This window comes from Pseudomonas petroselini (genome assembly GCF_045037875.1).
Taxonomy (GTDB): domain Bacteria; phylum Pseudomonadota; class Gammaproteobacteria; order Pseudomonadales; family Pseudomonadaceae; genus Aquipseudomonas; species Aquipseudomonas petroselini.
In genome coordinates, this window is record NZ_CP173614.1 from 3,751,533 (window position 1) to 3,777,705 (window position 26,173).

Sequence of the window (26,173 nt, forward strand, 5' to 3'; positions counted from 1 at the left end):
TGTTTTGCTCGGCCATCAACTGAGGTGGTTGGATAGCGCTCTAGGGCGGCAGAAAACAGCAGTGACTGATTTTCGCGAAGAGGAGTGGTGGGACCTGAGCTGGGTGCCAATCATTGTTGATAGACCCCCTCGTGAAAAGGCGCCTGATTAGGGCGCCTTGAGGGTGATTACGCTAGCTGAATGTTGAATATTACTGTTCAACTCGGCTCACGCGACGCTCAGTGGGTTTTGCACCATCTGCCGATCTACGTGAGTGGACACCAATGTTCAGAGGGCCGGCAACACCCTCCAACGCGATTCGTCCCTCGCGTGTTACTACGAGGGCGACACCTTCGCCCCAGAACTGATCTTGATTTACGTCTTGAGGGGCACCATCACGCCACCAGATAAGTCGTGCGACGCAGACACCGTTCCTGTCGAGGTAGTGCATCCAGTTGTCCGGATCATGCTGCCATTCCAGGTGGTGCAGCCATCCAGGGCACAATACCAGCACATCATCAGGATAAGTTGGGATATCGCTGATGGAGAGGCGGCGGACAATGCTCTCAGATGGTTCATCTAGAGCGCACACGCCATCAATCCACAATGCTGGGGAAAGGGCTCGCCCTGTGCTTGCCCAATGTGCGTCGTCGACATAGAACGGGGCGCGGGCACGTGTCATCTCAAGATTTTGTCTGATAAGACGCCAATAAAAATGAGTGATTTCTGCGATAACGGAGTCCCCGTCATCGATTAGCGGCGAGAGATCCACCTCAATCTCATCCAGCCATTTGGCCTCTCCCGACTGCAAGCCAGCATCACGGTGTACGGTTGGTCGGGGAATGAAGGCTGGCCGCGCCATCGGGCCCTTGAGCGGAGGAAGTTCGACTTGATAGTTCATTCCATACAGCAACTGCGGAATGGCTCGCCCTTCTAGCAACCCTGAAAGACGAAATTCCCCGGCGACATGACGAAGCGCCCTGAGGGTCGCTGCAATATGTGGCTTAGAATACATAATTCGCAGGTCTAGCCGTTCAAGCTCAGATAGCCTTCGCTTAGTCTCGCTTTGACCAAAGCTCTCTAGTCCACCCCAAGAATCAATAAGGGATGCGCAGCGATATCGAATGGTTGTCTCCGGAATTCCTGTGCGTGCTAGGCCCCTGACCTGGGTTGGGAAAAGCTCGGTCCAGCCCAATGGATCGTTCACGAGCATCGCACCAGATGATGGGTTGGTGAGACGAGATGCGGAGCTCACCTTTCCGCTTGTAGCCATCTGCAAGCGGTAGTGGAACGGCAACTCCTGCGCCGAGATCGCCCAGTCGCACCCCCAGCGATCAAGCAGAGAGCCGGCAAAAGAAGCTACGACATAGTCTTTAGCGTTTGCTAGTGGTAGAACTCGTTCGACCCAATCGACGGCGCTGGCTTCTTGGTCGCGGAAAAGCAGCTGGAGAGCTTCTGCTGGTTCATCCGAATCACCATTGAGAAGGTTGTGCACCAGGCGGGTGAACGATTCTCGGCCCAGATGTACCGTCGTCAGTTGCAGGGCGCCGGCACGTGCGAGTTGTGTTAATTCAATTGCAGAAAGCTCAAATGCCCAGAGAAAAAGTCTGGCAATCAGATCCGAGTCATCCTCAGGCGCGTCCTCTGGCAGCTCGAATTCAGCGATTGCGTGTTCTCTGGTCGCCGCAAGTTGCTCAGCCAAGATCTCCCACATAGCAACCCAGTCAGGTTCTGCGCAGATCGTTGAGAAGACATCCTTGGTATCAAACAAAATAGGAGAGGAGCTGCCTGGAGATGTCACAAGCTCATCGACCAAGTCCAGGTACGCGGCCTGATGTACCTCGGGACCGTCCAGAGTTACGAGAGCCTTGAAGTACTTCAGCTTGGCTGCGCCTTGCCAATAGCTCCAGCCAGATCGCTCGTCCTCATCGACCTGCCTGCTATTGATCAGATCTCTTGCAAGCGTTCTATCATCTTCTGCAATCGCTCGATCAATCAAGGTATAGCGAGCACGGTAGTCGCGTTGGATGGTTGGCCAGCGATCGAAGAAAGCTGCCGCTTCCGCCAGTGTTGCAGTGCCCAGCAGGCGAGAGAATGCAGACACCGCGTCATAGCTCGGTTGCGTAGTGCTGCTGAGTTCTTCTCCGAGCAGACTTAGTGAAGCAATTTCATCGTACTCGCCAGGCGTGCCTCTGTCCTCAGGGGTGGGTGTCTCCGATCGCCACCTGCGCAATGCATCGTCGACACGTTCATTGCTGAGACCCCTTTGCGACAGTCCTGTCGCCAGGCATTCAAGTAGCCTAGTGCGGGCACTGGTTGTACTGTGGATCTCAATGCCATCACGCAGTACATCAATGACTGTGTTGAGCTCTTCAAGAGAAACGGCGGTCACGGATTTGAGGACAAGCTGGCCTGTTTGCCCTTCGCTATAAAAAGGCTCTGAGTAGAATGGAAGTGCCAGGAAGCGCCACGTGACAGAGCAGGCTGAAGCCAGTTCTGGGCGTCGACGTACCACGCCAATCATTAGCGCATTGATGGCACAATCCCAACTCAGTAATCCTTTGGAAGTGAGTAGTCTTACTGCTTTGTATCCGAGCGCCGAACTGTGAATTGCGGCTTCGACTACCACTCGCGGCGCCAAGCGGTGAGCTGCACCGTCGCCCTCCGTGAGGGCCATGCCTGAAAGTTGCTTCAGCACCAATAGAATGCGTTCGCCACTGCCGGTCGGGTCTTGGCTGTTTGAGCTCTCAAGCAGATCTCCCCACAGTGAGTACTGCGGATCCTTCTTCGCTGGCAGCGCATATCCAAGTGTGTTGGAGTGCAGCTGTACCAGCAGTTCGCGAGCGCGCTTGGGGTTGCCAATTTCGGCGAATACCTTCGCTATGCTTGCAATCAGATCGATGTGTTCCTGCGGGGTGTTGCCATGCATCCTGCCGAGTAGTTCCTCAAGCCTGCCAAAGGCCGCTGTTGCATTCCCGTCGCTGCGATACGCTTCTTCAATGACGGCTATGCGGGAGGGAATGTTTAGCTTGTTATTAGCCATTCGATCAGTGAACGACGCATCAAATAAGCCAACTACGGCAGTGAATTCTTGTTCGCCACTCATTGATGCAATTTGGATCATCATCCTGCTAAGCACAGGATCAAGGTCGCGTAGCTGGTGTGCTGAGTAGAACTCGCTTCCTTCCCTCGGGCTGGCGTTTACAAGAAAGCTGAGCATTCCTTTGGCAGCCTGACTGACCTCCCCCGGCGCGGTCTCTAGGCCAGACTGCACGCGCCCCAGCAAGGTGCCAATTGTACTGGCATGGTGCTGGAGGGGGCGGAGTAAGCGGTTCTTCGACGCTACTGTTGCAGGAATTGGCTGCCTTAGTGCTGCGGCCAAGGTGGCGTGTTGAATCGCTGCGTGGATGATGTGTTGGGCGTTCTCGAGACCTATGGCGTCGTCCATCATAGCGACGGATGGTGGCTTCAAGTCTTGGAATATATTGCCGGCGAGTTCTCTGTTGCCAACCTGAAGGCATAGTGACGCGAGTTGCCTGCGTGTACCGTTAGCAATGGTGGCGAAGGCAGGGTGCTCATGAGCACTCTGTATTAGCGCACGGGCATTGTCGAGTTGTTCTCGAGCGTATGCGCGTTCAGCGGCTTCGATGAGTAAATATGGCAGGTCCTCCTCATCAATACCCAGTTCCTTCGCGACCTGCAGAGGGTCACTGTCGGGGTTGGCCAGTATGGCCGCACGAGCAATGCTGCATCGAAGTGAAGAGACCTCGTCAGCATCTAATCCGTCTCCGTTGTCCTTAGCAACTAGACGTGCCAAGCAAGTTTCTATCTGCTCAGGATCTCGAAAGTGGAAGACACGCTGTGACCAATGGGGTAGTTCTGAGTGGTGAGGAATCGGCTGTGAGTCCTGGGAGAATGGGTCAATACCGTCGAAGATTGCTCTCGCCCCATCGAAGTCATCATTGGCCAGAAGTGCATCAATTGCCTTGTAATGGTCGCCGATACGACCCTCGGCCATCGTTCGAACCCCGTCAATGTCGCCCAATGCGAGCAGTGCATCCATGATCGCGGGAGCATCTTCTATCGCCGAGGCGCGTCGCCCTATTTCGTCTCGGGCAAGGAGCAGACGAAACACAGCGGATACATCGGGTTCGTGCTTGGCACAGATCAAGGCCAAGCGGATGTCTGCATGGATGTCAGTTGCCGGGCGTGCGTCGGCGAGTTGATCTCTAAAGCGAGATGGCTGTGCCAGTGCGAGCACTTGTCGATGTCGCTCCGCACGTGCCAAGTATCTTAGTTCAAGCCAGCGTTGGGGATTGTTCGGTTCGGCTGCGTGAGTGAGCTCAGCCAATCGGCGATAGATAGCAGGCCTATAGTCTAGGTTGGGCTTTCCAAAACGGAGCGATGGTCGTTCCAGAACGAATAGGCGGAAGCTGTTATGGAATACGCTCCAGCCATGCGTCGTCTGGCTTAACAAGTGGCTAGTGGCCCTCAGTGCGGTCTCTACCGCATGTTCAGATGTGGCCATGGCCAATAGTTCTGGCGGGATAGGGCCCTCTGCGTGCGCTATGAAGTCAATGACCTTTCGGGCATCGGGATCGTCTACGATCTCCCTCCATGCAGACTGGTAGACCCGCTCGATATTACCTTCAAACGTGAACGCCCCATTCAACAACGCTTCCTGTGTGGCTGGTTCCGCTTGGCGTAGGGCCTCTATTAAGTACCGCGCAACCAGCGGATGCCCTTGGCAGAGCGCATAGACGCTTGAGCGGGGAATTGATTCATCCAGACCAAGTTCTAGTGCGAGCTGCGTGATTGAATCTTCTGATAAAGGAGCGATCGCAGTGGCGCGATCAACTTGTCCAGCTTGTAGTCGAACCTGAGGTTTGAGCCCCTTTAGTTCAAGTCGCTGAGTGCCGAGGAGGATGAGCACTCCTTGTGGCAAGGCTTCAGGCAGCGGTAGCTCCGCCAGCAGGGAGCGGGACGGCTGCTCTTCTCTAGGGATATGATCAAGCCCGTCAACGATGATCAACGTACGAATGCCATGATCACTGAAGCGAGTGCCAGCTTGATGAAGCAAGTACTCGAATTCTTGCTGCTTCTCCTGGAGATTGCTGTTGCGCACTCGGCGACCTTGCAAGCCAATTTGTCTCAGTTGGGTGCTGAGATCGTCGAGGAAGTCCTCTGCCTCCGCTCGACCGATACCTTGGCCTTCTCCTGGCATATAGGCGAGATATCGCACCAGCTGCAAGGTTGGACCGGCACTCAAGGTGGATTGGAGAAGTGTTGACTTCCCTGTGCCCGGCGGACCGATTAGCGCCAGGTAGCCATGGGAGTGCTGATGAATGCTAGTGAGGATTTGTTGTTCGGTCACACGATTACGTTGTACATGTTCCCCGATCGGGAATTGGTGTGCACGGTGTACCTTGAACCGGTCTGACCAGCCGAGCTCTGCGAGCAGTTCAGCGCGGCTCCACCGATCTTTGTCGCGCTTATCAGCCACCAGGGAAGGGAGCTTTTCGGCAATTTGCTCGACTAGCGGATGTACTTCAGGTCGCAGGCGATGGGTCAAGATGAAGTCAGAGGCCGATCCAGTGAGGAAGTGTACTGAGTGCATGAAGGCTTCGAAGTTTGCATCGGAGAGGCCAGAAGCTGCAGATAGCCTGTCAATAAAAGGTTGCCAGCGCGTATCTCTCCATTCCGCTAGGGTGCGGTGATGATATAGCTCAAACTCCTGTAAAAAGGCGGCACTGTGGTCATCTTTGTCGGCGAGCAGGTGATCGTTGTTAGCTTGTGATGGGATATCGTTGGTTACGAAACGAATTTCCGTACGGGCTTCTGCGTGTGAATCATGTAGGTTCGCCCAAGCCTTCACTAGTTTGAGCAACATTCCTTCTGCGCCAAGCAGCAACGCCTCTATCTGGAAGGCCTTGGCGAAGGTGGAGGTTTTGAACTGGTGGCCCACGACCTTTCCCGGTAGACCGAGTACTAGGTCATCCGCAATGCCTGCGCTGCGATCAGCTAAGCCGATCCAAATCAATTGGTCCTTATCTAGTGCATCGTAGATCGCAGCTGCGCCAGATCGGTACTGTTGAACGAAACCACGCTGTGCATTACGTTCGCCCTCACCGGGGGGCATGGTTGATGTTGAATCCGTCATGTTGCCTCGCGACTGTCCGTATCGAATTGGGGTTGGCACACCTTATCTAGCCCGCTGCGGAACTCTGCTTTTCAGGGTACACCTGAGATGATGTTCACTGATAGCATGTGGCCACTGAATGATCAGCGCTGATTTTTACATTCAATTTGGTGAATGCAATGTCCGATGCTACAGGGAAGTACTTAGACGTTTATCAAAGCTGGCAGCAACACCTCTTCAACTTCAACCTGGCAGTCCGGGAAACCAATACGCCAGGCTTGCGTAAGCCTCAGCTTGCCGCCCTATACGCTTCACTGGGCTACCTAGTGATGTCTCCGGCCACGACCGCAACGATCGTGATGCCAACGGGTACCGGCAAGACCGATACCATGCTTGGTCTGCTTATCGCAGGGCGGTTGGCAAGGACATTGGTGCTCGTCCCGTCAGATGCCTTGCGCTCCCAGCTTGTCGAAAAATGCCTCGGACTGAAAAAGCTTCGGGAGATCGGTGCTGTTTCTGCCACAGCACTTAACCCTGTGGTGAGGGCGATCGGTTCAGGAATGTCGGCTGAAGATGTGCAACAGCTTGCGGAGGCGAATGTAATTGTCGCTACCCCGCAAGCATTGCAGCGGTTCGACACAGAGTCCCTCCAAGCCTTGGCTGAGCTCTGCAGCCACCTGATCATCGATGAAACCCATCATGTGGCCGCCATGACATGGGGGCGGGTGAAAACCGCGTTCAAAGAGAAGCCATGCCTGCAGTTCACTGCTACGCCTTTCAGGGAGGACAATCAGCCCCTTGAAGGCAAGATTATCTACAACTACCCGTTGAAGGATGCGCAGATCGATGGCTACTTCAAGTCGATCGAATTTCACCCAGTGCGCGAATACAACCTCGAGTTGGCTGACCAAGTGGTTGCTGATAAGGCGGTAGAGTTGTTGCGAGGCGATCGAGAGCAAGGCTTTAACCACCTACTGATGGTACGTGCACGATCGCAAAAACGTGCTGAAGCCCTGTTTGAACTCTACAAAAAGCATGAAGACCTCTCACCCATTCTCATCCACAGCAAGGTGCCGAATCGGGTCAAGCTGCTGGGTGAAATTGTCGAGAAGAAATACAAGATCATCGTCTGCGTGGATATGCTAGGCGAAGGCTTCGACCTGCCAGAGCTGAAAATCGCGGCTATTCACGACCAGCATCGCAGTCCGGCCGTCACCTTACAGTTCATCGGTCGTCTAACACGGGTTGATGACACGCTAGGTGATGCCAAATTCGTCTCAAACATTGCTAACCAGAAAGTCGATTACCAGATGGCAGTGCTTTACAAGGAAAGTGCCGACTGGAGCGCCGTGATTCGAGACGTGAGCCAAGACAAGATCGCCCGCGAAATCGAAAAGGAGACGTTCACCGAACAGTTCCCGGATGATGCCGACTCCGAGGACATCTTCGGGTTGAACCCCAACCCCAAGATCAGTGCGATCGCCTACCATGTGGAGCGAGACCAGTGGCGGCCAGAGAAAGCGAATCACTTCTCGCAGAAGAAAGAACCGCTGCAGTTCATTTCTATCAACGACGATTCAGACACCGTCATCATGGTGACGCGACGAGAAACACCCGTCGGATGGGCTCAGACCTCGGCGATTGTGGACACGAACTGGATTCTGTACCTGGCGTACTACCACGCGCCCGACAAGACGCTCTTCATTCACTCCTCTGGTGATGAGTCGCAAGCGACGCGTTTTTTGAATTTGATTGCAAAGGATGCCAGGCGAATCAACGGTGAGCCTACCTTCCGAACCCTGCACGACATCAAGCTCATGAAGCTGCAGAACGTGGGGCTGTCCAGGACACGCAAGGATCTGAGATTCACGATGCACGTCGGGCGGGACATCAATACCGTCATCAGTGAAATCGAGAACGGCACGGCGAAAAAGTCCAACATCTTCGCAACGGGCTATGAAGATGGACAGCGCACCACCGTTGGCTGCTCTCACAAAGGGAAGATCTGGGAGATGAACTCTTCCAGCATCATTTACTGGATTGAGTGGTGCAAGCGCGCCTCACAGAAACTCAACAATGCCACGATCAATCCTTCTGAAGTGCTCAAGGATGTGATTCGCTCGGAGAAGATTGAGGGAGCCTGGCCAACTGGACTCTTCTATGCTGATTGGCCTGAGTCCATTGCGATCGAAAACGAGCAGAAAATTTCGCTAGCGTTCAACGGTGAGATTTTCAACCTGCTTGATGTCGAGCTTGGCAAACCTCGGCGAAGCGATGACCTGACATTAGAAGTGCCCCTCATCGCCATCGCAGTAGATGGCACGGAGCGTCTGTTGCCTGACATCACGATACGGTTACTGAACGACAGCTACAAAGTCTCCTGCCCTGAGGTGAAGATCATTTTCGCTGAAGAGAGCTCGTTTGAGCAGTACCTGGATGCGAACCCTTTGGTCCTGCTAGCCGTAGACGGATCAATGGTCGAGGGTAATTACCGGTTCTACACACCCAATAGTTTGGACTTGAAGCTTCCTATAGCGCTGATTGAGGCTTGGGACTGGGGGACCACCCAGATCCACAGCGAGTCCATGAGGGCAACTCGTAACATGGACACCGTCCAAGGGTTCACCTACAGCCGAATCGAGGACGACTATGCATTCATTTTCAACGATGATGGCGCAGGTGAGATTGCGGATTTGGTGGCAATCAAAGAAAGCAAAGACGCAATCTTTGTCGACCTTTACCACTGCAAGTATTGCCCCCAAAAAGATCGGCCTGGTGCTCGCGTGAACGATGTCTACGAGGTCTGCGGCCAGGCGTCACGATCGGTGAAGTGGCTGCACACCGAGGAAAAATTCTTCAATCGATTGATGGGGCGGTACCAGCAATCGCTGCCGAAAGGGTTCGACAGAATCCTCAAGGGTGACCCAATAGATTTGGAGCTGCTTCGCAACAAGTGCCACGACCACGAGATGATTTTCAGATTCGTGATCGTACAGCCTGCCATTTCGGCAGCGAAAATCTCCGCTGATCAGCTCGCTGTCCTCGGCACCAGTTACTCCTACATTAAGAACGTATCTGGTTCAGATGTCCGGGTCGTAACCAGTGCATAACAGAAGGGGGGGACCATATCGCCTCCGGCTTCTTGGCCAGGTGAATCTGGAGATAGGGCGGGAAGGTATTCATTGATCAAAGAATTTTGAGGCCTCGGAAGTGAGGCAGGAGCAAGGATGGCCCAGTCAAAGAAAATCAAAGTAATGCTGTCCAGTCGTTGTAACGATCGCTTTCCCGCGGACAGCGATCAAACGCTCAGCAGTATCCGAGAGCAACTCAAACGTGAGATAGAAGGCACGAAGCTTTTTGGCAAACAGGTATTTGAAGTTTGGATTAATGAAGATGCACCTCCTGCGGATGGTATGCAGGACAGTTGGGACGCCTGTTTGCAAGCTGTGAGGGATTGCGATGTGCTACTGGTGCTGTCCAATGGCAATGCCGGCTGGGCGAGTGGTGACGGCGACATTGGTATTTGCCATGCAGAGTACATGGAGGGGCTCGCCACCACTCGGGGGAAGGTGCGCTTCATCGCTATGCCAAATATCCCAGTTGACGATGGCCGGGAAGCTGAGGCAGCACGTAACCAGCGCTTCCAGGCGTTTATTGCACAGCAAACACCCTTCAGGGGTGGAATGGTTTCTACCGTGGATCAACTGCGTACCCGCGTTCAGGAAGCGCTTCTTGATGCGTTGGTTGTTCTGACCCAGCGTGGGGTAACCGCCGCGGCCTCGAGCCGTTTCGATATGGGTCAGGCGCTGGATTGGACACGGATGGACTTCCGTCAGCGCAAACGAGCGATGGAAACGGTGTTACTGCAGGCGATCAATGGTGGCAAAGACCCTGCTAGCGAAGCGTTCGCCATTGTTCCAATTGCTGGAGTGAATGTCGCTGTGCTTGCCCATGCAATCCCCGCTGCGTTCACGGTTGCTGCTGCGCGTGAGCTGGTGGGTAAGCCTTTTCTACGTGACCATGAGCATGCTGATCTGTTGAAAGGTGCAGAAGGGCCGTTGCATTTAATCGCCTGTCACCGTGGGGCGACAGAGACTCAGGCCACTGCGTTGCTAGGCTTTCCTGATGCTACGGTTGTCAGCGGTTCCTTCGGTATTTTTGTCGCTGATGATGTACAGAAAGTACAGTTTGTCTTCCTGGCCAACTGTCGCGATGCGTCGCAAACGCGCCACGCGCTCCAGCGTTTTAGGGAATGGTTGGATCAAACAGGTGAAGCGCAGATTCTGGCCAAGAGAGCCGCTTCACGCGCCAAGATCGTCAAAGTTATTGCCGCTGAACTTGAGGGGAGATAACAGGGATGTCCAAAGCACTCTTTACTGTGGGGCCCGTGTTGTCCTTTCGAGGCGTCAGCCAAGCAGGGCAGTGGCAAGTGACCGCGTTAGTCGGGGTTGTAAGTGGTTCTGCATTCCCAGCTCTTTTTATTGAAGGGCGGGCTTGTCCGGCGCCGAAGGTTTTACTGGTGCGTTCGAGGGAAACCATCCTTCGTTACGACCTGAGCTGTGATCAGCAGGCGCAGGAGCGAACGGTTCAGTTTGGTGTAGGGCAGGGAGGGCCGCAATGGCAGTTCTCCATTCCCGGACAAGACTATGCCCCAAGAATGGCCTACGTCTCCTGCAATGGCTTTTCGGATCCTAGTGGAATGCGCAAGTTAGTGCGCCCTGAAAACGCCGTCTGGGCTGACCTGATCAGCAACCATGACAGTGACTTGCGTGCTGCGGGTTACGTGCTGGACAAGGAGCAGCTTTGGCACGAAGGGCGAATCCATGACAAGGGGTTGAAGCGGTTCCACTTGCTGCTGATGGGGGGTGATCAGATTTACTTTGACTCGATCTGGGAGGATGTGAAGCCTCTCAAGAAATGGGTCGGAATGTCGCGCAAGGAGCAGTTGGCGTTCAAGGTGAGCGTGGCGCTGGAGACGGAGATCGAATCCTATTATTTCGGGCTCTATGCCAATCGTTGGCTGCCTGATACTCGGCGTGACTGGGGGCACTCCAAACCGAACCTTGATGCCGCTGATGCGATGGCGAGAATCCCTACGGTGATGATGTGGGACGACCACGACATCTTCGACGGTTGGGGGTCCTACAGCCCGGCTATGCAGCACTGTGAGTTATTCCAGGTGTTGATGCGTCATGCGCGTAGGGCGTTCTGGGTGTTTCAGTTGCAGCATGCCCTTGATGATTTGCCGCCGTTGCAATTGCTCCAGCGTGCAAACGTTTCCCAGCAGGATCCACAGTATGAGTCGATGCAATGGAGTGCTCGATTAAAGGGAGATCGATTGGCCTTGCCGCTCTTGGATGGTCAGCCGGGCTTTAGTTTCGGCTATCACTTGGGGCCGGTATCGTTGTTTGTTGCTGATCTGCGCACTGAGCGTTCACGTACCCAGGTACTGGGGGCCGATACCTGGACTGCTATGCAGGCTTGGCTCAACACGCTCCGTGACGGTAAGCCTGCTCATCCTGGAAGCAAATGTCAGCACTTGATCTTCATGTCCTCGGTTCCGGTCGCGCACCCCAAATTGTCGCTGGCTGAAGGGTTGCTTGATACGTTTGGGCAGGATCATGTGCTCGACAGTAATGCTGATGACCTTAAGGATCATTGGTCGCACGGGGATCACGAGGGGGAGCGTAAGCGACTCCTGGAGTCGCTGACTCGTATTGCTGAGCAGAGAATGCTGCGTGTATCCATTGCTTCTGGGGACGTGCATGTCGCGGCCTGGGGCAGTTGCTATCGTCGGGATATTCCACCGACATCGAACTGGGCGCAGATTCAGCAATTTACTTCGTCAGGTGTGGTGCATCCGTCGTTGATTGGAGTGGCCGAACGGCTTTTTCTTCAGTTGCTGAACCATACCGCCAGCAAGGTCCAATCCATCGATGTGCAGCACTGTGTCGAGATGATGTTGTTCCCCGGTTTTAATCGGTATGTGATGCCGGCTCGGAACTGGTTGGCGTTTGAGTTGGACATGGGGGGCGAGACGGGATGCAAGCTGTGGGCGACTTGGCGTTGTGAAACTGAGGCAGGTTTTTCCAACCATCTGCAAGCGGTGCATCCGGCTCAGAAATAGTGGTTCTAGGATAGGTGCTTTCAAGGGGTATGATTTGAAAGGCAGCGTAGAAATTGTATGTGATGGCTGTGTGGGGGATATCTTTCTTCGGCAACGTATTCGTGATCAATGCGATATGGCCAAGTGTTCGGTCTGTGAGCATGTGCGGCCCTGCATAGCCATTGAGGTTTTAGCGGATGATATTGCAGAGATTCTTTACAATTTCTACGGGACTGATCCGGTCATCAGAACTTGCGGTGCTGGGGATCTGGGACGCTACATTCGCGCCGGCAATCCCTTGGCGCTCATCGTCGCGGAAATGCTTGAGTGCGACGATAATGAAGGCTCCGTCACTGCTGCCATTGTCGAGTTGCTCACTGTTTGCTCTGAATATGACTTGAAACGAGGCGGTGAGCCACGTTTTGAGGCTGATGCGCTGTACATGCGGCGCAGTATCCGACCGACAGAAGTCGAGGAAAAATGGCAAGAATTCAAAAGTGGTGTGATGCACCGCAGCCGTTTCTTTAACGATCACGGTAAAGCGTTCCTCGATTGGTTGTTTAAAGGTATTCATCACCTCAAAGACGAAAACAGCCAGGAGGTGGTGCGATTGTTTGAAGTAGAAGATGGTTGGGAACTGTATCGAGGGCGCTACTGCCCACCGTCATCGGATCCTAAAAACATTCTTGTCTCCCCGGAAATTGAACTAGCGGCACCTCCCAAGGAAAAGGCGCGTGCAGGAAGAATGAATCCTGTTGGCGTTCCTGTGTTTTATGGCGCATTTGATCGAGACACGTGCATCGCCGAGTTGCGCCCATCGGTGGGCGGTATGGTGCTAACGGGGGCGTTTCAGTTATTACGGGATGCCCGGGTGCTCGATTTTGGTGTGTTGGAGAACATATTCGATTCTCAACCTATGAGCTGTTTTGATCCGGCGTATCGAATGAATATGGAGCGAAGACAGTTTCTACGCACCTTGCACAGTAAAATTAGTTCGCCGGTCACGCCTGACCAAGAACATGAATATTTACTGACCCAAGTGATTGCAGAGTACCTTTCTACGCAGGTTGAGCCGCCTATTGATGGGGTGATGTTTGCCTCTGTTCAGCACCAGGACGGAATCAACATTGTTCTGTTTTCACGTGTGCTCGCCATCATTCCTTATCAGGAAAGGACAGAGGACGACCCCATCATCGGCAATGGGCCTTTCCCGTCTGGTCTTGCGTATATCCCGGATACTCTGGAGGCCCACAAAATCGGCTGTGTCACCTTTGAGGTCGAGCCGCTAGTTATAAACGGTGATATCGTCATCAGGGATTGGCGTTACGAGCAAGACCCCTACGGTGAATGGGACTATTGAGACCTATTTGTTTATCAGCGATGCATAGGGCCGCTTAGACACCCGAGTACTAACCGGTTGCACCATCTTGAGCGGACAAGCATCTCTATGACCATAGGAAATGACGAAGGTGGGGCCAACGCGTCCTACTACGGCTACGACTACCAGAAATTGGTGACTGTCTGGGTGGCGTTGCGCCTAATGTTTGGTCCGGGTGCCGTCACAGACCAGGTGGTGGTGGAGCCAGCGTCTCACGACGACGTAATGGCGCGCCTAGCAGTGCCAGAGGAAGCGGCCGAAGCCAGCCTCAAGATCACCGCTAGCGGCGAACTGCATGTGCAAATCAAGTTCAAGGGCGCTGGCGCCTGGAGCGCCAAGGAGTTTGCGAGCGTAGTCAACGAAAAGGGGGCGAAGGGGGTCAAGGGACCGAAGCCGCGATCCCGTGCCAAAGCTCTGCTGCTTGCCGATAGCAGTCGTCGCTATGTCTTCATCACCAACTCCAGCGTGGATGGTGATTTGGCCAAGGGACGAGTCAGTTATCCTGAGCAGAAGTCCGATGCTGCCTTCCTCCCTAAGAATCTCAATCTCGATGCGGCGGGGAAACTTAGCCTAGCCGGTCGTTTCGCCCTGATCGAAGGCATGACCCATGAGGAGACGCGGCGACAAATCGACACAATCCTCGGTGGCGCGCTGCATGTCCCTACTCAGGCCCTTGATGCCTGCGTTGAACGGTTCAAACGGGCCGTCGAGGATCGTTTTCTCACAGTCCCCGATCCACTGCGCAAGACGGATATCCAGAAGATTGCCGAAGGTTTCGGTGGTATGCCGCACGCCAGCCCGCAGCTCGCCCGGTACGCTCCTCCCTCCAACCTTCCTCTTGCCGAAGCTTACTTGACTAAGCTCGGCGCAGTGTTGCTGATCGGCCCATCGGGTTATGGCAAGAGTCTCACAGCCGACAAACTGGCCTTCGACCGCCGCCAGGCTGATCCGCCTTATAAAGTGGTCCGCGAAAGCGCGGGGCTGCCAGCGATCGAAGAGGCTTTCGCCGCTCCTGGTCGGGTGCTCTTCCATCTAGAAGACCCATGGGGTCAGTCCGGGTTAAAGAGGGGCGAGGCCGAGGATTGGACCAAACGGATCAGCGCCCTCATTCACCATAGAGGCCCTGACAAGCAGTTCGTCATCACGTCGCGGAGTGAGATCTATCGCGCGGCTCTCAGCGCAGCGCCACCGCCAGTGTGGGCTGACTGTACCGTCGTCATCGACGACGACGCCTACGGTGAGGCGGCGCGCAAGGTGATCCTGATGGGTCCCTTGGTTGCTACCGGCGCGTGGCGCCAGGACCTCACGCGCCAGCATGAAAAATGGTTGCTCCGTGCCTTGAAGTCGCCGTTCGAGCTGAACGCTTTTGCACGCGAACTGATAGCCGTCTCCGAGCCCGCTGAAGTGGACATCAGTCGGCTAGTGGATCGGGCGCTCAGTGATAGCCGGTTGCAGGTGGTCCGTGATCAGATTGGCGGCTTTGGCGATCGAGGCATCCGCGGCGCCGCCGTGCTCTGGGCACTGCTGCGTAACTCGCGCAGCCTACCACCTAGCCAGCTTGTCCAGCTTCGCCGTGAGGTTGATCGCGAGCGCGTGGTCGAGATCGGGCTCGACGACCTGGCTAAGCATTTGGCTCTGACCCAACTGACCAAGGACGGCAAAGGCAACTACACCGCTCATGCCAAGGTCGTTGAAGCAATGGAACAGTTGGCTCGTGAACAGCCTCGCGCGGCTGAAGATGCGATCAATGCGTCAGCCCGAGCGGCCCTCGTCCTGGCCAAGAAAGATCTTGAGTTCTTAGGGGCAGTCGAACGTCTGGTGACCGGGGCGAGGGCGCTTGACGACGATGGGGTTGAATTCGACGAGGCCGTTGTAGCAGCCTTCGATAGCATTCTGATTGACGGTCTGATCAAGGCTGCGGGCGATGCCAACAACTTCAAAGGGGCGTGGAGTTCAGCGACTCGACTACTTAGCCCGGATTCTCCGATTCGCATGCTCGTAGACTGGCTCGAGCGTGGTGGGCCGAGAAAGAAAGATGGCTTCGGTGCGGTCAGCTGGCAACCACCCAAGGTTTCCAAGACTGATCGCGATGCTGTGGTCGCCGCCGATCCAGAGCTGCGCATCGTCAATGGATTCATCGCTTATTGCTTGCCATGGACGGATACCGACTATGCTGCCGAGGATCTAATTTCCTGGCTGCGGCCTTTTGCGGTGGATTTTACCGGGGCTTTCCTGGCAGCAGGCGAGGTGGTATCCGACAGCGCCGAATTTGCAATGAGTGCCGACGCGATTTCGGAATGCGCCTTGGCAGGTGCTGAGCCGCCGTATGACACGGTGTGGGATCAGATTCTGGAAATGCGGGCGAGCGTTGACTCTACCTTGGCTGGGTCCAGCGAGGAGCGCCGTCAAGCTTGGCAAGGAGAGCTGGATTTTGCTGTAAGTCTCTCCATCCAGGAACGCGCCGAGGAAGAAGGGCCTTCTTCGGCTGATCACTTTGCCAAAGGCTATGTCAGGGCGCGCCGGCGCCTGCAAGGTCACAAGTGGATCGCGAAACATCCCCGACCGGATATTATTCTGCCGCTTTGGGCCGAGGTCATGCGCTACAGTCAGCCCACGGTCAAGGCCGCCGAGCTTGACGCCTTTTTCGCGGCCGCTGGTGAGGACGACTGGCTTCAGGCCGCAGGGCTGAGCATCATTGCCGACCGGCGCCTCGAATTTGGGCGAGACCGCGTTATGGGAGCACTGACTAGCGGCGGTACCGAGGCGATCGACGCCGCCGTCCGGGCTCTTTCATTTCTTGAAAGCGACGGGGAAGGGGTATCGGGCAAGCCATCGGCGCAGAGCATTCTGTTGGATCTCCTACAGCGGTTGTCTCCGGTTCGCGCTGTGCTGTTAGCACCGAAGATTGCCAGCTTGGAATACGGGAAGAAGAAGGCTGCGCTTGCGCAGCGCATTCTAAACGCTAGCCCACCCAATGCTAAGGCCGCCTTGCACCTGGCGCTTTCGCGTGAGTTCCAGGCTGAAGACTCCACCCTCTTGCAATGTTTTCAGGATATTCCGCTGGACCAGAGACAAACCCTGCTGAACGAAGGGCCCCGGGGGCTGGCGCGTCTACTGCTTACGGTCTCAGCTGTTGAAGGCGAGGATGTCCAAGTATTAGCTGAAAAATGGGTCGGATCTGAGGATGAAGACGATGCCAAGGCGGCCGTTGGGGCTTTAGCCGCGATCGGCAGCCCAACGGCCCGGCGTTTGATCGCCAAGGCGCTCGCTCATCCGCACTACAGGGTAAGGCGCGCCGCCATAGGGGCCCTGGCCCCGAAGGCAGACAGGGATGAAAAGGTAGCACTATATGACTTGGTCACAGATAGGAGTGCGCCGGTACGAGCGGCACTAGCCGTTGTCATCGGTCAGCATCGCTGGACTGACGGACTCGACGCTCTCCTAACGCTTCTTGACGACCGTCGAAACTATGCTAGGCATTTTCTGCATCAGCATCGAGACGAGCCCGAGTATCACGTCGCCCGTGCCGCTGCGAATGCGTTCGGTCAGTTAGACTCCCTGCCAGTGGCTGTCTTGGACCGCATCTCGGAGTTTCTCATCCGCGAAGACGAGAAGGCCATTGATACCCTTCTGCACGCAGCTTTGCTCGACCTCATGATCACTCCAGAGTATCCGAGGGCCTGGAGGGTGATCGAACACTGTCTTTGTGACAACCATGTGGTCGGTAGCCGCGAAGAAAATCTTTATCCTGTGCGTTACGCGGCGGCTTGGATCGCGGTACGCAGGTTCAGCCATCACCCCACTGAGCTCAATCTCGTGCCTTGGTCGGTGATTAATCGAGCAGCAGACCACATCGATCCGCAGTTAGCTGCGCCGCTGCTTCTGGCGCTTGGCGCGAAGCTGGCTCGTTGCTGCGATGCTGACTCTTTGGAAGCCCTTCGCGGCACGAATACCTCCGATTCTCGCGTGGCGCTCGCGTTATCTATGATCGACGATCAAGGAATGGCACGGGCGCTGGCCATCAAGCACGATCTTTTGATGGCGAGCCACCCGTTGTTTGACGACAGTGATGACCTCTCGACAGATGATGCTCAGCTCTCTCGCTGGGCACTATCCTCATCCTGCCGTACTTGGCTGTCTTCCATGCAGGGCGAAGCCGACGTCGAGTCGACGCTTTTGTGGATGATGACCCTTCGAACGGGGCTATCACTCATCGAGGACACCTTCGAGCCGTGGTCGCTCCGGCGGAGGAAGGGCATGCCTATTATGACGTTTGCCGAGATGTTAGGGGGAATGGAGTGACCCCGGGACGAGGCGCAAATGGACTCGTAGACTGTCGCGCGGTTAGTCAGCATAAAGATCTGTTGTTATCTGACTAGTGCCTAGGCACTGTGCGAAATGAGGGGAAAGCTCTGTCGGTTGTCTGACGCCAGAAATTGGCTTAGACGCTTCCCTTGGAAGTCTTCCGCGTAGGGCCTATGCTACTGGCATCTTGACAGCCTGGCAGAGCCAGGCAGTGACAGGGAGTCCTGATGGCTATAATCGTCCGCGTTCTCAAAGCGAGGCAAGGAGACTGCATTTTCGTCAGCCATGAGGGGCCCGACGGGGTGTTCAATCTGCTGATAGATGGAGGAACGTCTACGACCTTCAGACATGGGCCACGGCAGCTTTACGTCGGTGCGCTATGCAATACCCTCGATGACCTGAAAGCCAAAGGGCAGCACATCGATCTAGCCATCCTCACCCACATTGATGACGATCATATCAATGGACTTATCAAAGCCTTTGAGAAGCCAGGTTATCTTGGCGATATGGTCAAATCCATCTGGTTTAATTCTTCGCGATTGATCACACATCATTTTGATGTGCCCGAAATACCTGAAAATAATATTGAACTGCTTGATGACGATCCGCAAACATCGGTCAAGCAAGGAAAAGACCTGGAAGAATTGCTTGATAAGATTGGCTGCGTTCGAGCTCCGCTTGTAATGGCAGGGCAAACATATAAAGCTGGCCCCTTTACGTTCAAGGTGTTGTCGCCTAGTCGTGAGCAACTTGTAAAATTATTGCATGTATGGCCTTCCGAAGTTGATTCAGGAAAAACCTCGGCGCACGACACTGATTATAATTTAGCGCTTCAAGATATCTGGTCAGACGATAAGTTTCATTCTGATGCCTCAATTTACAACGGCAGCTCTATAGCATTTATACTCGAAGCAGATGGTAAGCGCATGCTTTTTCTGGGCGATGCACACGATGACATAGTGTGCGAAAGCTTACGGGCTTTTAACCACAGCGAAACCAACAAGCTCGAATTGAATCTTGTAAAATTGTCGCATCATGGAAGCCAATACAATACCAGTAGCGATTTGTTGGGGCTTCTGGACTCGCCGATTTATATTGTGTCCACTGATGGATCTAAGCATGGGCTTCCGAACAAAAGGACGATAGCCAGAATCATCAAGTCTACGCAGGGTAAAGTATATTTTAATTATGATCATGTGGTCGCTCCCCTGCTACTGGCTCATGAAATTGAGGAATATTCCTCTCGGCTAGAAGTGCTCGATGATGAAATCAGATTCTAATAAGACAGTTTCGGAAATTATGCAGTCATACTGTGTAATGGTTAATGGCGGAAGCGGCGTTCTGGTGAATGCCATGACTCAGGAGTTTTCCTACGTGCTCACTGCCAGGCACGCCGTTTTTGAAGACGCTGCTCGTAACGTGGTAGTTGACCATAATCAGAATTCCATTGAAGTGCTGGGCGTCTTGGTTTTCCCCAAGGTGGGTCAGCAGGAATCCTTAGATTGCGCAGTATTAAAAATTACGCATCAGGCTGACCTATCTCAGAAATCTTGGAGTGCCGCTCACTTGCCACTCCAGGCCAACCTCACTTTTGTGGGCCTCCCAAAAGCGGAAAGGGCGAGTGCAACGCCAATCAAGCATCGAACTGGCCACGCGGCCAGCGTGGTCAACGACCTTATAACCCTGGAATTGGCGGGTATTCCGAGTAAAGACATCATTCAAGGGATGTCTGGAGGTGGCGTATACCATATAGATAACGATTATCCGTATTTGGTGGGAGTGGAATTCGAGATGGAGGCCAGTTGCCTGGATCACCAGTATGGCCGCGTCGATTGTCATGGCCTGGCTCGATACACCGAACTCCTCACCCTCCATTCAAGTGCGCCAATGATTCCGCCACATATGGAGTGCTTTTCGAGAGTGCGGGATAGGATTTTCGCATTCAATGTGATCGATCCCAGTAACGTTCAGCATCTGAAAACTGCATTAATTGGTTTCGCAGACTCATTAATCGAGAGCGGAATGCCGCCTCCTTACGAAATCATGAAGCACTATGATGTCCAGTTATTGATAGACACGGGGCAGTCCAGCGTGCTGGAAGCACGAGAGTTGTGGATTGCATATTTAGAGTTTGTTGTGATCTCCGCACTCATGGATGGTGCTGGAATTGCGGATAACGGCTATATCAGCGGGATCGATAAGAAGCGTCGCCTGCTGTACACCAGCGATGTCACCAACTGGCTTGGCCGCTTGGATGAAATTCTCAAAATTGCTCGTAAGTTGCTCGACAAAAACGGCACCCTTGTGGTCGCCTCTCCTGATGCTGCAGCGCAACCCTTTCCTCCAGATTTTGTGCTTGAGAATGTAATTAGCAATATTGCAACCGTTCCGAACCAAGGTCCGTTCTCTATTGATGAAGTTGAGAGTGCGGTTTACAACAGCTATAAGCTCACTCATCTTGAAGGTTTGCGCAAAAGCTGCGTCATCGAGAAAGAGTTTGACTATCGCAGTTTGGCTCCAGGTAAGGTTCAACTGCTGGAACTCAGGAAAAAGTTGAATGAAATTATTAATTAAAGATTATGATTTTGAGTTTCTTACTGCTGAGTTTGATGGCATTGAATTTCAAATGTTTCGCTCAGATGATTTGCTGTCCTATATTTCGTGTATTGCTTGCCTGTGTAAAAAAACGTCAGATATCGTAGCGAGCTGGCGGGTGATCCAAAACCTTGTTTCGGTTCACCACCAACCTCCCGGAAACCTCGCTGTGTGGAACGTATATATCGCTTTTGTGACGATCGGCACTGTGCCGATTTGGGATAAATACCAGATCGAGAACAACAAATACTCTGCTCGTAAATTGATAATTGATGGGTATGCTGAATTGCCCACGGTTGAGCAATTGACTGACTGTTTGGAAGAGCAGCTCCTAGGATCAGATTTGACGCTGGATCCTCGTGTTGCGGAAAACCGGGAACCATTGTTATCGCTGGAGAAATTTGTTCGGGGTGCGCCGTTAGATCAAAAAATTGAATCCAAGGAAAAGCGCGCGTCAATGATAAATGAAATCATAGAATCTCTGAATAAAAATGAAAATCAAAAAAGTTGAAATTGAAGCATTTCGTGCTTACAAAATTAAATCAGAAGGCACATTCGATTTTACGAATGCTGATGATCTTCCTTCTAATTTCGTTGCGATATTTGCTCCTAATGGATTTGGTAAAAGCTCGTTTTATGATGCTGTCGAATGGGCGGTCACGAATCATTTGGAGCGTTTAGGTGGCGACTACAATAGAGCTAATTATGAAGGCGCCGCCCGCGCGACCAAGGACGTGGACAAGGGGCAGGAGATTCTTCGAAATAAATACGTCGACGACGACGTTAAAACTCAGGTGGTAGTTTCAACTACGCTGCCTACTCCTTTTACACGAGAGTTGGGAAAAATACGTATTAATGGACGCGACTTACGCTTTGGAGAAAAAGGACGCGAGAACGATTATTTTCGGCGTGTCATCTTAAGTCAAGATGAGATTGACAGATTCCTCCGGGAGGCGAAGCCGCAAGAACGCTATACGAAGTTTATGGAAAATTTCGGCGGGGAAACTGAAAAGGCCCGCAAGGAATTGACTGCACTTATCCTTGATAATAAATCTGAGCTGCTGGCTTTGGATTCTCAGCGTGAAGCCATTATCGCCGAGCTGGATCAGCCTGTTGACCTCTCCATCTTTGATAGTTTCAATGCATTAGCTACACAGCTCAACGCTGCTGGTGAGAACATCTTGCTTGCGGACGAGAGGTTTTCCGCTCAGGCTGAATATGCACTGAATGCAAGCCTTATCTCCCGACAGCATGAATTAAACGTAGAACGTGAAGCTAATGTCCGGGCGGTTGACACTCTTGCTGATAGATTGGTAAAGATTCCTGAGATTGAACTTAATAGCCAATTTTTCATCGATCAGAAAGCTATTTCAGCGCGTCTTGATCAGGGTGTAAAAGATGCTGGCGGCTATCAGGAACTGCTGAACGCTCATGAAAAAAGCACAAACGATGTCCTAGAAGCGAGTCAGCGTTCGACAAATATTCTTGACATAATCAATCATTCCGTTGGGTTCTTTCTGTCTGAATCACGCCTCAATGAGATCGCCAAACGTCAAGTAGCGCTGGGAGATAGCCGATCAGGTCATGCCGCACAGTTGTCAGGGTTTGCAAGGGCCATGAGCGATCTTACTCAGGAGCTCAAAGAGGCTGATGATCGCGTTGCGTTTCTTAGGAACTCTATCGATAATGCTGGGCCGATATATGCAGAGCTAACATCGCATCGTGCGCGAATAGAGTTGATCGCTCAGCAAATTGCTGAGAAAGAGGTTTCGGTTCGCCTGGATACAGCAAAGTTGGATGGCCTTCAAGTCAACTTGAAGCAAGTGTCAGGTTTCAAACTTACTGCAAACTTTATCTTGTCTGCGGTTGAAGGCACTAAATATTTAGGTCAAGAGAATATTGAGCGCTTGACCAAGTGTTTTGCTGAGTTGGAATCCATTGATCTCCATGACAAAACTGTGCATGCGACTCAAGCAGCCTTGGCTAACCAGATGGGTGTGCATGAACGTTTGATTTCCACCGGCCTTGACTACCTCAGCGCATGGCCGTCAAATATTTGCCCGCTGTGCAGCGCCCCCCACGAAGATGCCGACAAGCTCAGGCTGAAAGTTAAATCGCAGACTCTGCTATCGCGGCTTAGTCAGGAAAACGCGGAACTTCTCGCACAGTCGGAAACACGTCGTAAGCAGCTGCTGGATGAAGTGAAATCTATCACGCGAGTGGCGGAAGAGGCACATGGGCAGCAGTTGGCTGACCTTCGCGGAACAATCAAGGAGTTGAGTGCAAGACTGGAGCTAATTGAAAGAGAAAAGTCTGATCTGGAGGTGGAAAAACGCGCCTTAGAGGACAGGGTTAACACACTCGATAAGACCGTATGGAGTCTCGCACTGGATGAGCTCTTGACCCGTGCTCAAGGTGAGATCGCACAGCTTTCACTCAAACGCTCCGGACTTGTAAATCGCCAAACTGAGTTATCTGAAGAGATTGCACAGCTCAATCGAAAGGTTTCACAGATTGATGCAGATTTGCAGGTGCTGACAACGGAAGCCGATACGCTTAAGTTTCAAGCGTCCTATCTACTTGTCTCCCAGTACCTGGTTAATAACGGTATCAATTCAGCTCAATTGGCTGAATATTGTCATGCCGAGAAGAGTAAATTTGAATCTCAACTTGCTAACGCCAAGGCCGCTACTGATAAGCTGACAACTCAGTGCGGTGCACTCCAGCAGAAGATGGTGTCCGATGGGACGTGGGTGAGTTTTGCCCAGCTTCGATCTCAGAAAGATGGGCTTGATCTGGAATTGGCTCGCGCTCAGTCCGCAATCAACGCTTTCTATGAAAGCCTTGCCGCTTTGATAGTTGTTCGCTCAGAGGATAGTTTAGACCAAGTCAAAGCACTGATCACCAGTGAGCTCCAGACCCGTCGCTTGCGCACCGAGCAACTTGAAACCGCTGAAAACAGTTTCCAACTGCTGTTGGAATTGATGGCGTCCTTTAAACCCTACATCAAGAGATTATCCCTTCAAGATGAGTTGGCTGAACTGGAAGTGAAGCTGGATCAGCGAAACCAGGTTGATATTCTTCTGAGTTCGGAGCGGTCGACTGTGATCGAACAGCTGAAGACAATGATTAATAATTTCTTCTATGAAGATCTCATCAACGTTATCTACAAAAAAATTGACCCGCACCCATCTTTCAAGAAGGTAGAATTCAAGCCGGATTTTGACTCTGATAAGCCCGGTTTGAATATTGTCGTGAGTGATGAAGACGGGGTTTTGATTTCTCCGATCCTGTACTTCAGCGCTGCTCAGTCCAATATCCTCAGTCTCAGTGTGTTTCTGGCCGGCGCGCTTCATGCCAAGGATGATCAGGGTAATTCGATCGATGTCGTGATGATCGATGATCCTATCCAGTCGATGGACTCCATCAATATTCTCTCAACCATTGATCTTTTGCGCAGTATCTGTCTACAGTTTAATAAACAAATTATCATCTCTACACACGATGAAAACTTCTTCGGCCTTCTGCAGCGTAAGATTCCAGCTGAGATTTTGGGCGCAAAGTTTCTGCAGTTGGAAAAATTTGGGGTGGTAGTGCCGGTCGAGCCATTCCTGAATTAGTAAGTTATCGCGGAGGGGATTAATTTTCCCCTTCCGTGATACACAACTCGGCGACGGAATTTTTAGGGCCTGGTTTTCACATTGCACAGTATCTGCTAATTAGTTATCTTGAGGAAGTTATTGTTAGCTGGCGGGTTCGCTGCGAACTACCTTAGCGTTTCGAATCAGCCTAGCCGTTGAGTAAGCTGGTTTACGCTATCCTTGGATACTGCAGGTCCAAATATTTTGGCCGCTACCAATTACTTCAGTATTAGCTATGGAAATTTACTATTTTTCGAGTTTAAGAAAGGGGTTGTCGGTAGGTATGGACCCGGCTTCGAAAAATAGCGCTGAGTTTTCTAGAAGATAGCCTTTGAGTTTTGCTTTCTTGCGAGGACCTTCGACCTGACAGACCCAGATGTTCAAACCATCAGCGCGTTTTCTATGGGCCTTCAGCCTCTCGAACTGTTTCTGCACCCAACGCCATTCTCCACCTTCGTGATCGGCACCTGTAGAGATGTCCGAACACTCCTGAGCATAGCGCTGAAAAATGCCAGGCGTGACTAGAAATACACAGCCACTCACTGTATGGATTTTGGCCTTGCTGTCATTGATGATCAGCTTGTGGCTCTGGATGCCTTCCTTGACCCAATTCAGGAATGCCTGGCCAGGGTTGTCCGAAGTGGGATTTGATATTTCTAACGCATTTTGTGACGGCGTATCACTCGCCTCGGTTTCACCCATTTCGAACATATCCAGCAATGTTCCGAGGTAGTCGGCACCCTCCATCGCCATATGATCTTCCAGCGATTGGTTTTGATGCGATCCAGTTCCGCCTGCCTTAGGGGCTGGTGCAGGTGCCGGGGCGTCAGTCGGGTGGTCATCGACTGCAATGCTCACCGTTCCGCTGAAAGCCTCAGGCCGATCTTCGTTCCCCCAGATCAACGCCGGTTGCAGGCGCAGAAAGGTAAAGCTCTGCCGCCAGTCTCCCTGTGCCACTAGCGCAGTCCAGATGGCTTTGCCTTCCGGTGTGGACTCGACCAATCCATGCGATTGCAGTTCGTCGAACACCGCAGTGTTGGATGAGGGAATGCCGTCAATCGATTGTGACAGCAGAAAGGCTCGCAGCTTGTCCGTGACCGTCTTGCTGACCAGCCAAAGGGCGTCTTGAGTCAACCAACCCGCGGCACCCGGCTGGTTAAGTTTCAGTTCGTGTTGAACCAGATAACGCAGTCCGCTGATCAAGTGATGTTGCAGAGAGTGAATAGGGGCCTGCAGCGCCTTATTCGGGTTGCCACCGATGTTCTGCGCGGTGGAAACACGGTCGGCTTGAATGACCAATTTGCCCAGCACACCTGCGCGCTCGTACTGACCCGCCAGGACATACAGCAAGCTGGCCCACAGCGAAGGAAATCCACTGAGCCAGTCGAGGATCGGGCGGTCGAGAATGTGGGTGTAGAGCAAGCCTGCGGCGGCGCCGTGCAGGTGGTAGTCGCGACCTTTGACATAGCGAAAACGGTAGGGCTGATCCAGGGGACCGTGCCAAGGATGCCAAGCACGGCCATCCTGACGCTCGACCTGCAGGTCCACGGCGATCTTGCCGATGTCATGCAGTAGGGCGCCATAAGCAATACCCGCCGACCAGGCATCGGTCTGAGCGGCTTGGTCTTCGGGTGCGGCACCGGTGGGAAGCAGATACGACTGACGCAGTTTCAAACTGCACGCGACCAGTTCCAGTCCATGGTCGAGCATGCCGCCAAGATACGCATGATGGTGCGTCTCGCTGGCCGGGAGTTGCTGGACCTGTTCGGCGTAGCGATGGATCGGATTTAAGTAGAGCTGGGAGAATTGGGTGTGGGAGAGGGCGGTGTATTGCCAGATGCGATCGAGCAACTGGCGGCGGTGCTCCGCTGCTAACAAGCTGTGGGTCGACTCGATGGGCACGTACCCATTGGCGACGTTTACGGTGGGTGGCGGAGGGAACTTCTGCCTTTTGTGGCGAAACAGACTGAGCATCGTGACCTCCGGGAAGTGGCGGGGTCAGTGGCCTTTTAGCCTTTTCGGATAGGGCT

11 protein-coding genes are annotated in these 26,173 nt (G+C 53.2%); 9 read left to right on the top strand and 2 right to left on the bottom strand.

Features of this window, described 5'->3' with window-relative positions:
- Positions 1-190: 190 nt before the first annotated feature.
- Positions 191-6,139 carry an ATP-binding protein gene (locus ACI512_RS17195; protein ID WP_231807934.1) on the bottom strand — a complete coding sequence of 1,983 codons (5,949 nt, stop codon included), beginning with the start codon at positions 6,137-6,139 and terminating at the stop codon, positions 191-193.
- A 158-nt stretch (positions 6,140-6,297) separates the two neighbouring features.
- Here ACI512_RS17195 and ACI512_RS17200 point away from each other — a divergent pair, with 158 nt between their 5' ends.
- The 9 genes from ACI512_RS17200 to ACI512_RS17240 all read left to right on the top strand — a co-directional run bounded on the left by ACI512_RS17200 (position 6,298) and on the right by ACI512_RS17240 (position 24,122).
- Positions 6,298-9,228 carry a DEAD/DEAH box helicase gene (locus ACI512_RS17200; protein WP_074845200.1) on the top strand — a complete coding sequence of 977 codons (2,931 nt, stop codon included), beginning with the start codon at positions 6,298-6,300 and terminating at the stop codon, positions 9,226-9,228.
- Positions 9,229-9,345: 117 nt separating this feature from the next.
- Complete coding sequence (locus ACI512_RS17205; protein WP_074845202.1) at positions 9,346-10,470, top strand: DUF4062 domain-containing protein; 1,125 nt, start codon at positions 9,346-9,348, stop codon at positions 10,468-10,470.
- A gap of 5 nt (positions 10,471-10,475) precedes the next feature.
- Positions 10,476-12,245, top strand: a complete 1,770-nt coding sequence (locus ACI512_RS17210; RefSeq protein ID WP_074845205.1) for an alkaline phosphatase family protein — start codon at positions 10,476-10,478, stop codon at positions 12,243-12,245.
- Between the two features lie 34 nt (positions 12,246-12,279).
- Positions 12,280-13,584 carry an RES family NAD+ phosphorylase gene (locus tag ACI512_RS17215; RefSeq protein WP_074845207.1) on the top strand — a complete coding sequence of 435 codons (1,305 nt, stop codon included), beginning with the start codon at positions 12,280-12,282 and terminating at the stop codon, positions 13,582-13,584.
- An 87-nt stretch (positions 13,585-13,671) separates the two neighbouring features.
- The gene (locus ACI512_RS17220; protein ID WP_231807933.1) at positions 13,672-17,904 is read left to right on the top strand and encodes a HEAT repeat domain-containing protein; all 4,233 of its coding nucleotides are present in this window, start codon (positions 13,672-13,674) and stop codon (positions 17,902-17,904) included.
- 230 nt (positions 17,905-18,134) lie between these two features.
- Positions 18,135-19,187 (top strand): ComEC/Rec2 family competence protein, encoded by a 1,053-nt coding sequence (locus ACI512_RS17225; protein WP_103392445.1) that lies wholly within the window; start codon positions 18,135-18,137, stop codon positions 19,185-19,187.
- Positions 19,168-20,481: an ABC-three component system protein gene (locus ACI512_RS17230; protein WP_231807932.1), complete on the top strand. Its 1,314-nt coding sequence runs from the start codon at positions 19,168-19,170 to the stop codon at positions 20,479-20,481. Before ACI512_RS17225 ends, ACI512_RS17230 begins: the two co-directional genes overlap by 20 nt.
- Positions 20,465-21,013 carry an ABC-three component system middle component 1 gene (locus tag ACI512_RS17235; protein WP_074845691.1) on the top strand — a complete coding sequence of 183 codons (549 nt, stop codon included), beginning with the start codon at positions 20,465-20,467 and terminating at the stop codon, positions 21,011-21,013. Before ACI512_RS17230 ends, ACI512_RS17235 begins: the two co-directional genes overlap by 17 nt.
- The gene (locus tag ACI512_RS17240; protein WP_231807931.1) at positions 20,994-24,122 is read left to right on the top strand and encodes an AAA family ATPase; all 3,129 of its coding nucleotides are present in this window, start codon (positions 20,994-20,996) and stop codon (positions 24,120-24,122) included. The genes ACI512_RS17235 and ACI512_RS17240 overlap by 20 nt, the downstream gene beginning before the upstream one ends.
- 267 nt (positions 24,123-24,389) lie before the next feature.
- Here ACI512_RS17240 and mobH read toward each other — a convergent pair whose 3' ends face one another.
- Positions 24,390-26,117: a MobH family relaxase gene (gene mobH, locus ACI512_RS17245; protein ID WP_074845685.1), complete on the bottom strand. Its 1,728-nt coding sequence runs from the start codon at positions 26,115-26,117 to the stop codon at positions 24,390-24,392.
- Positions 26,118-26,173: the final 56 nt, after the last annotated feature.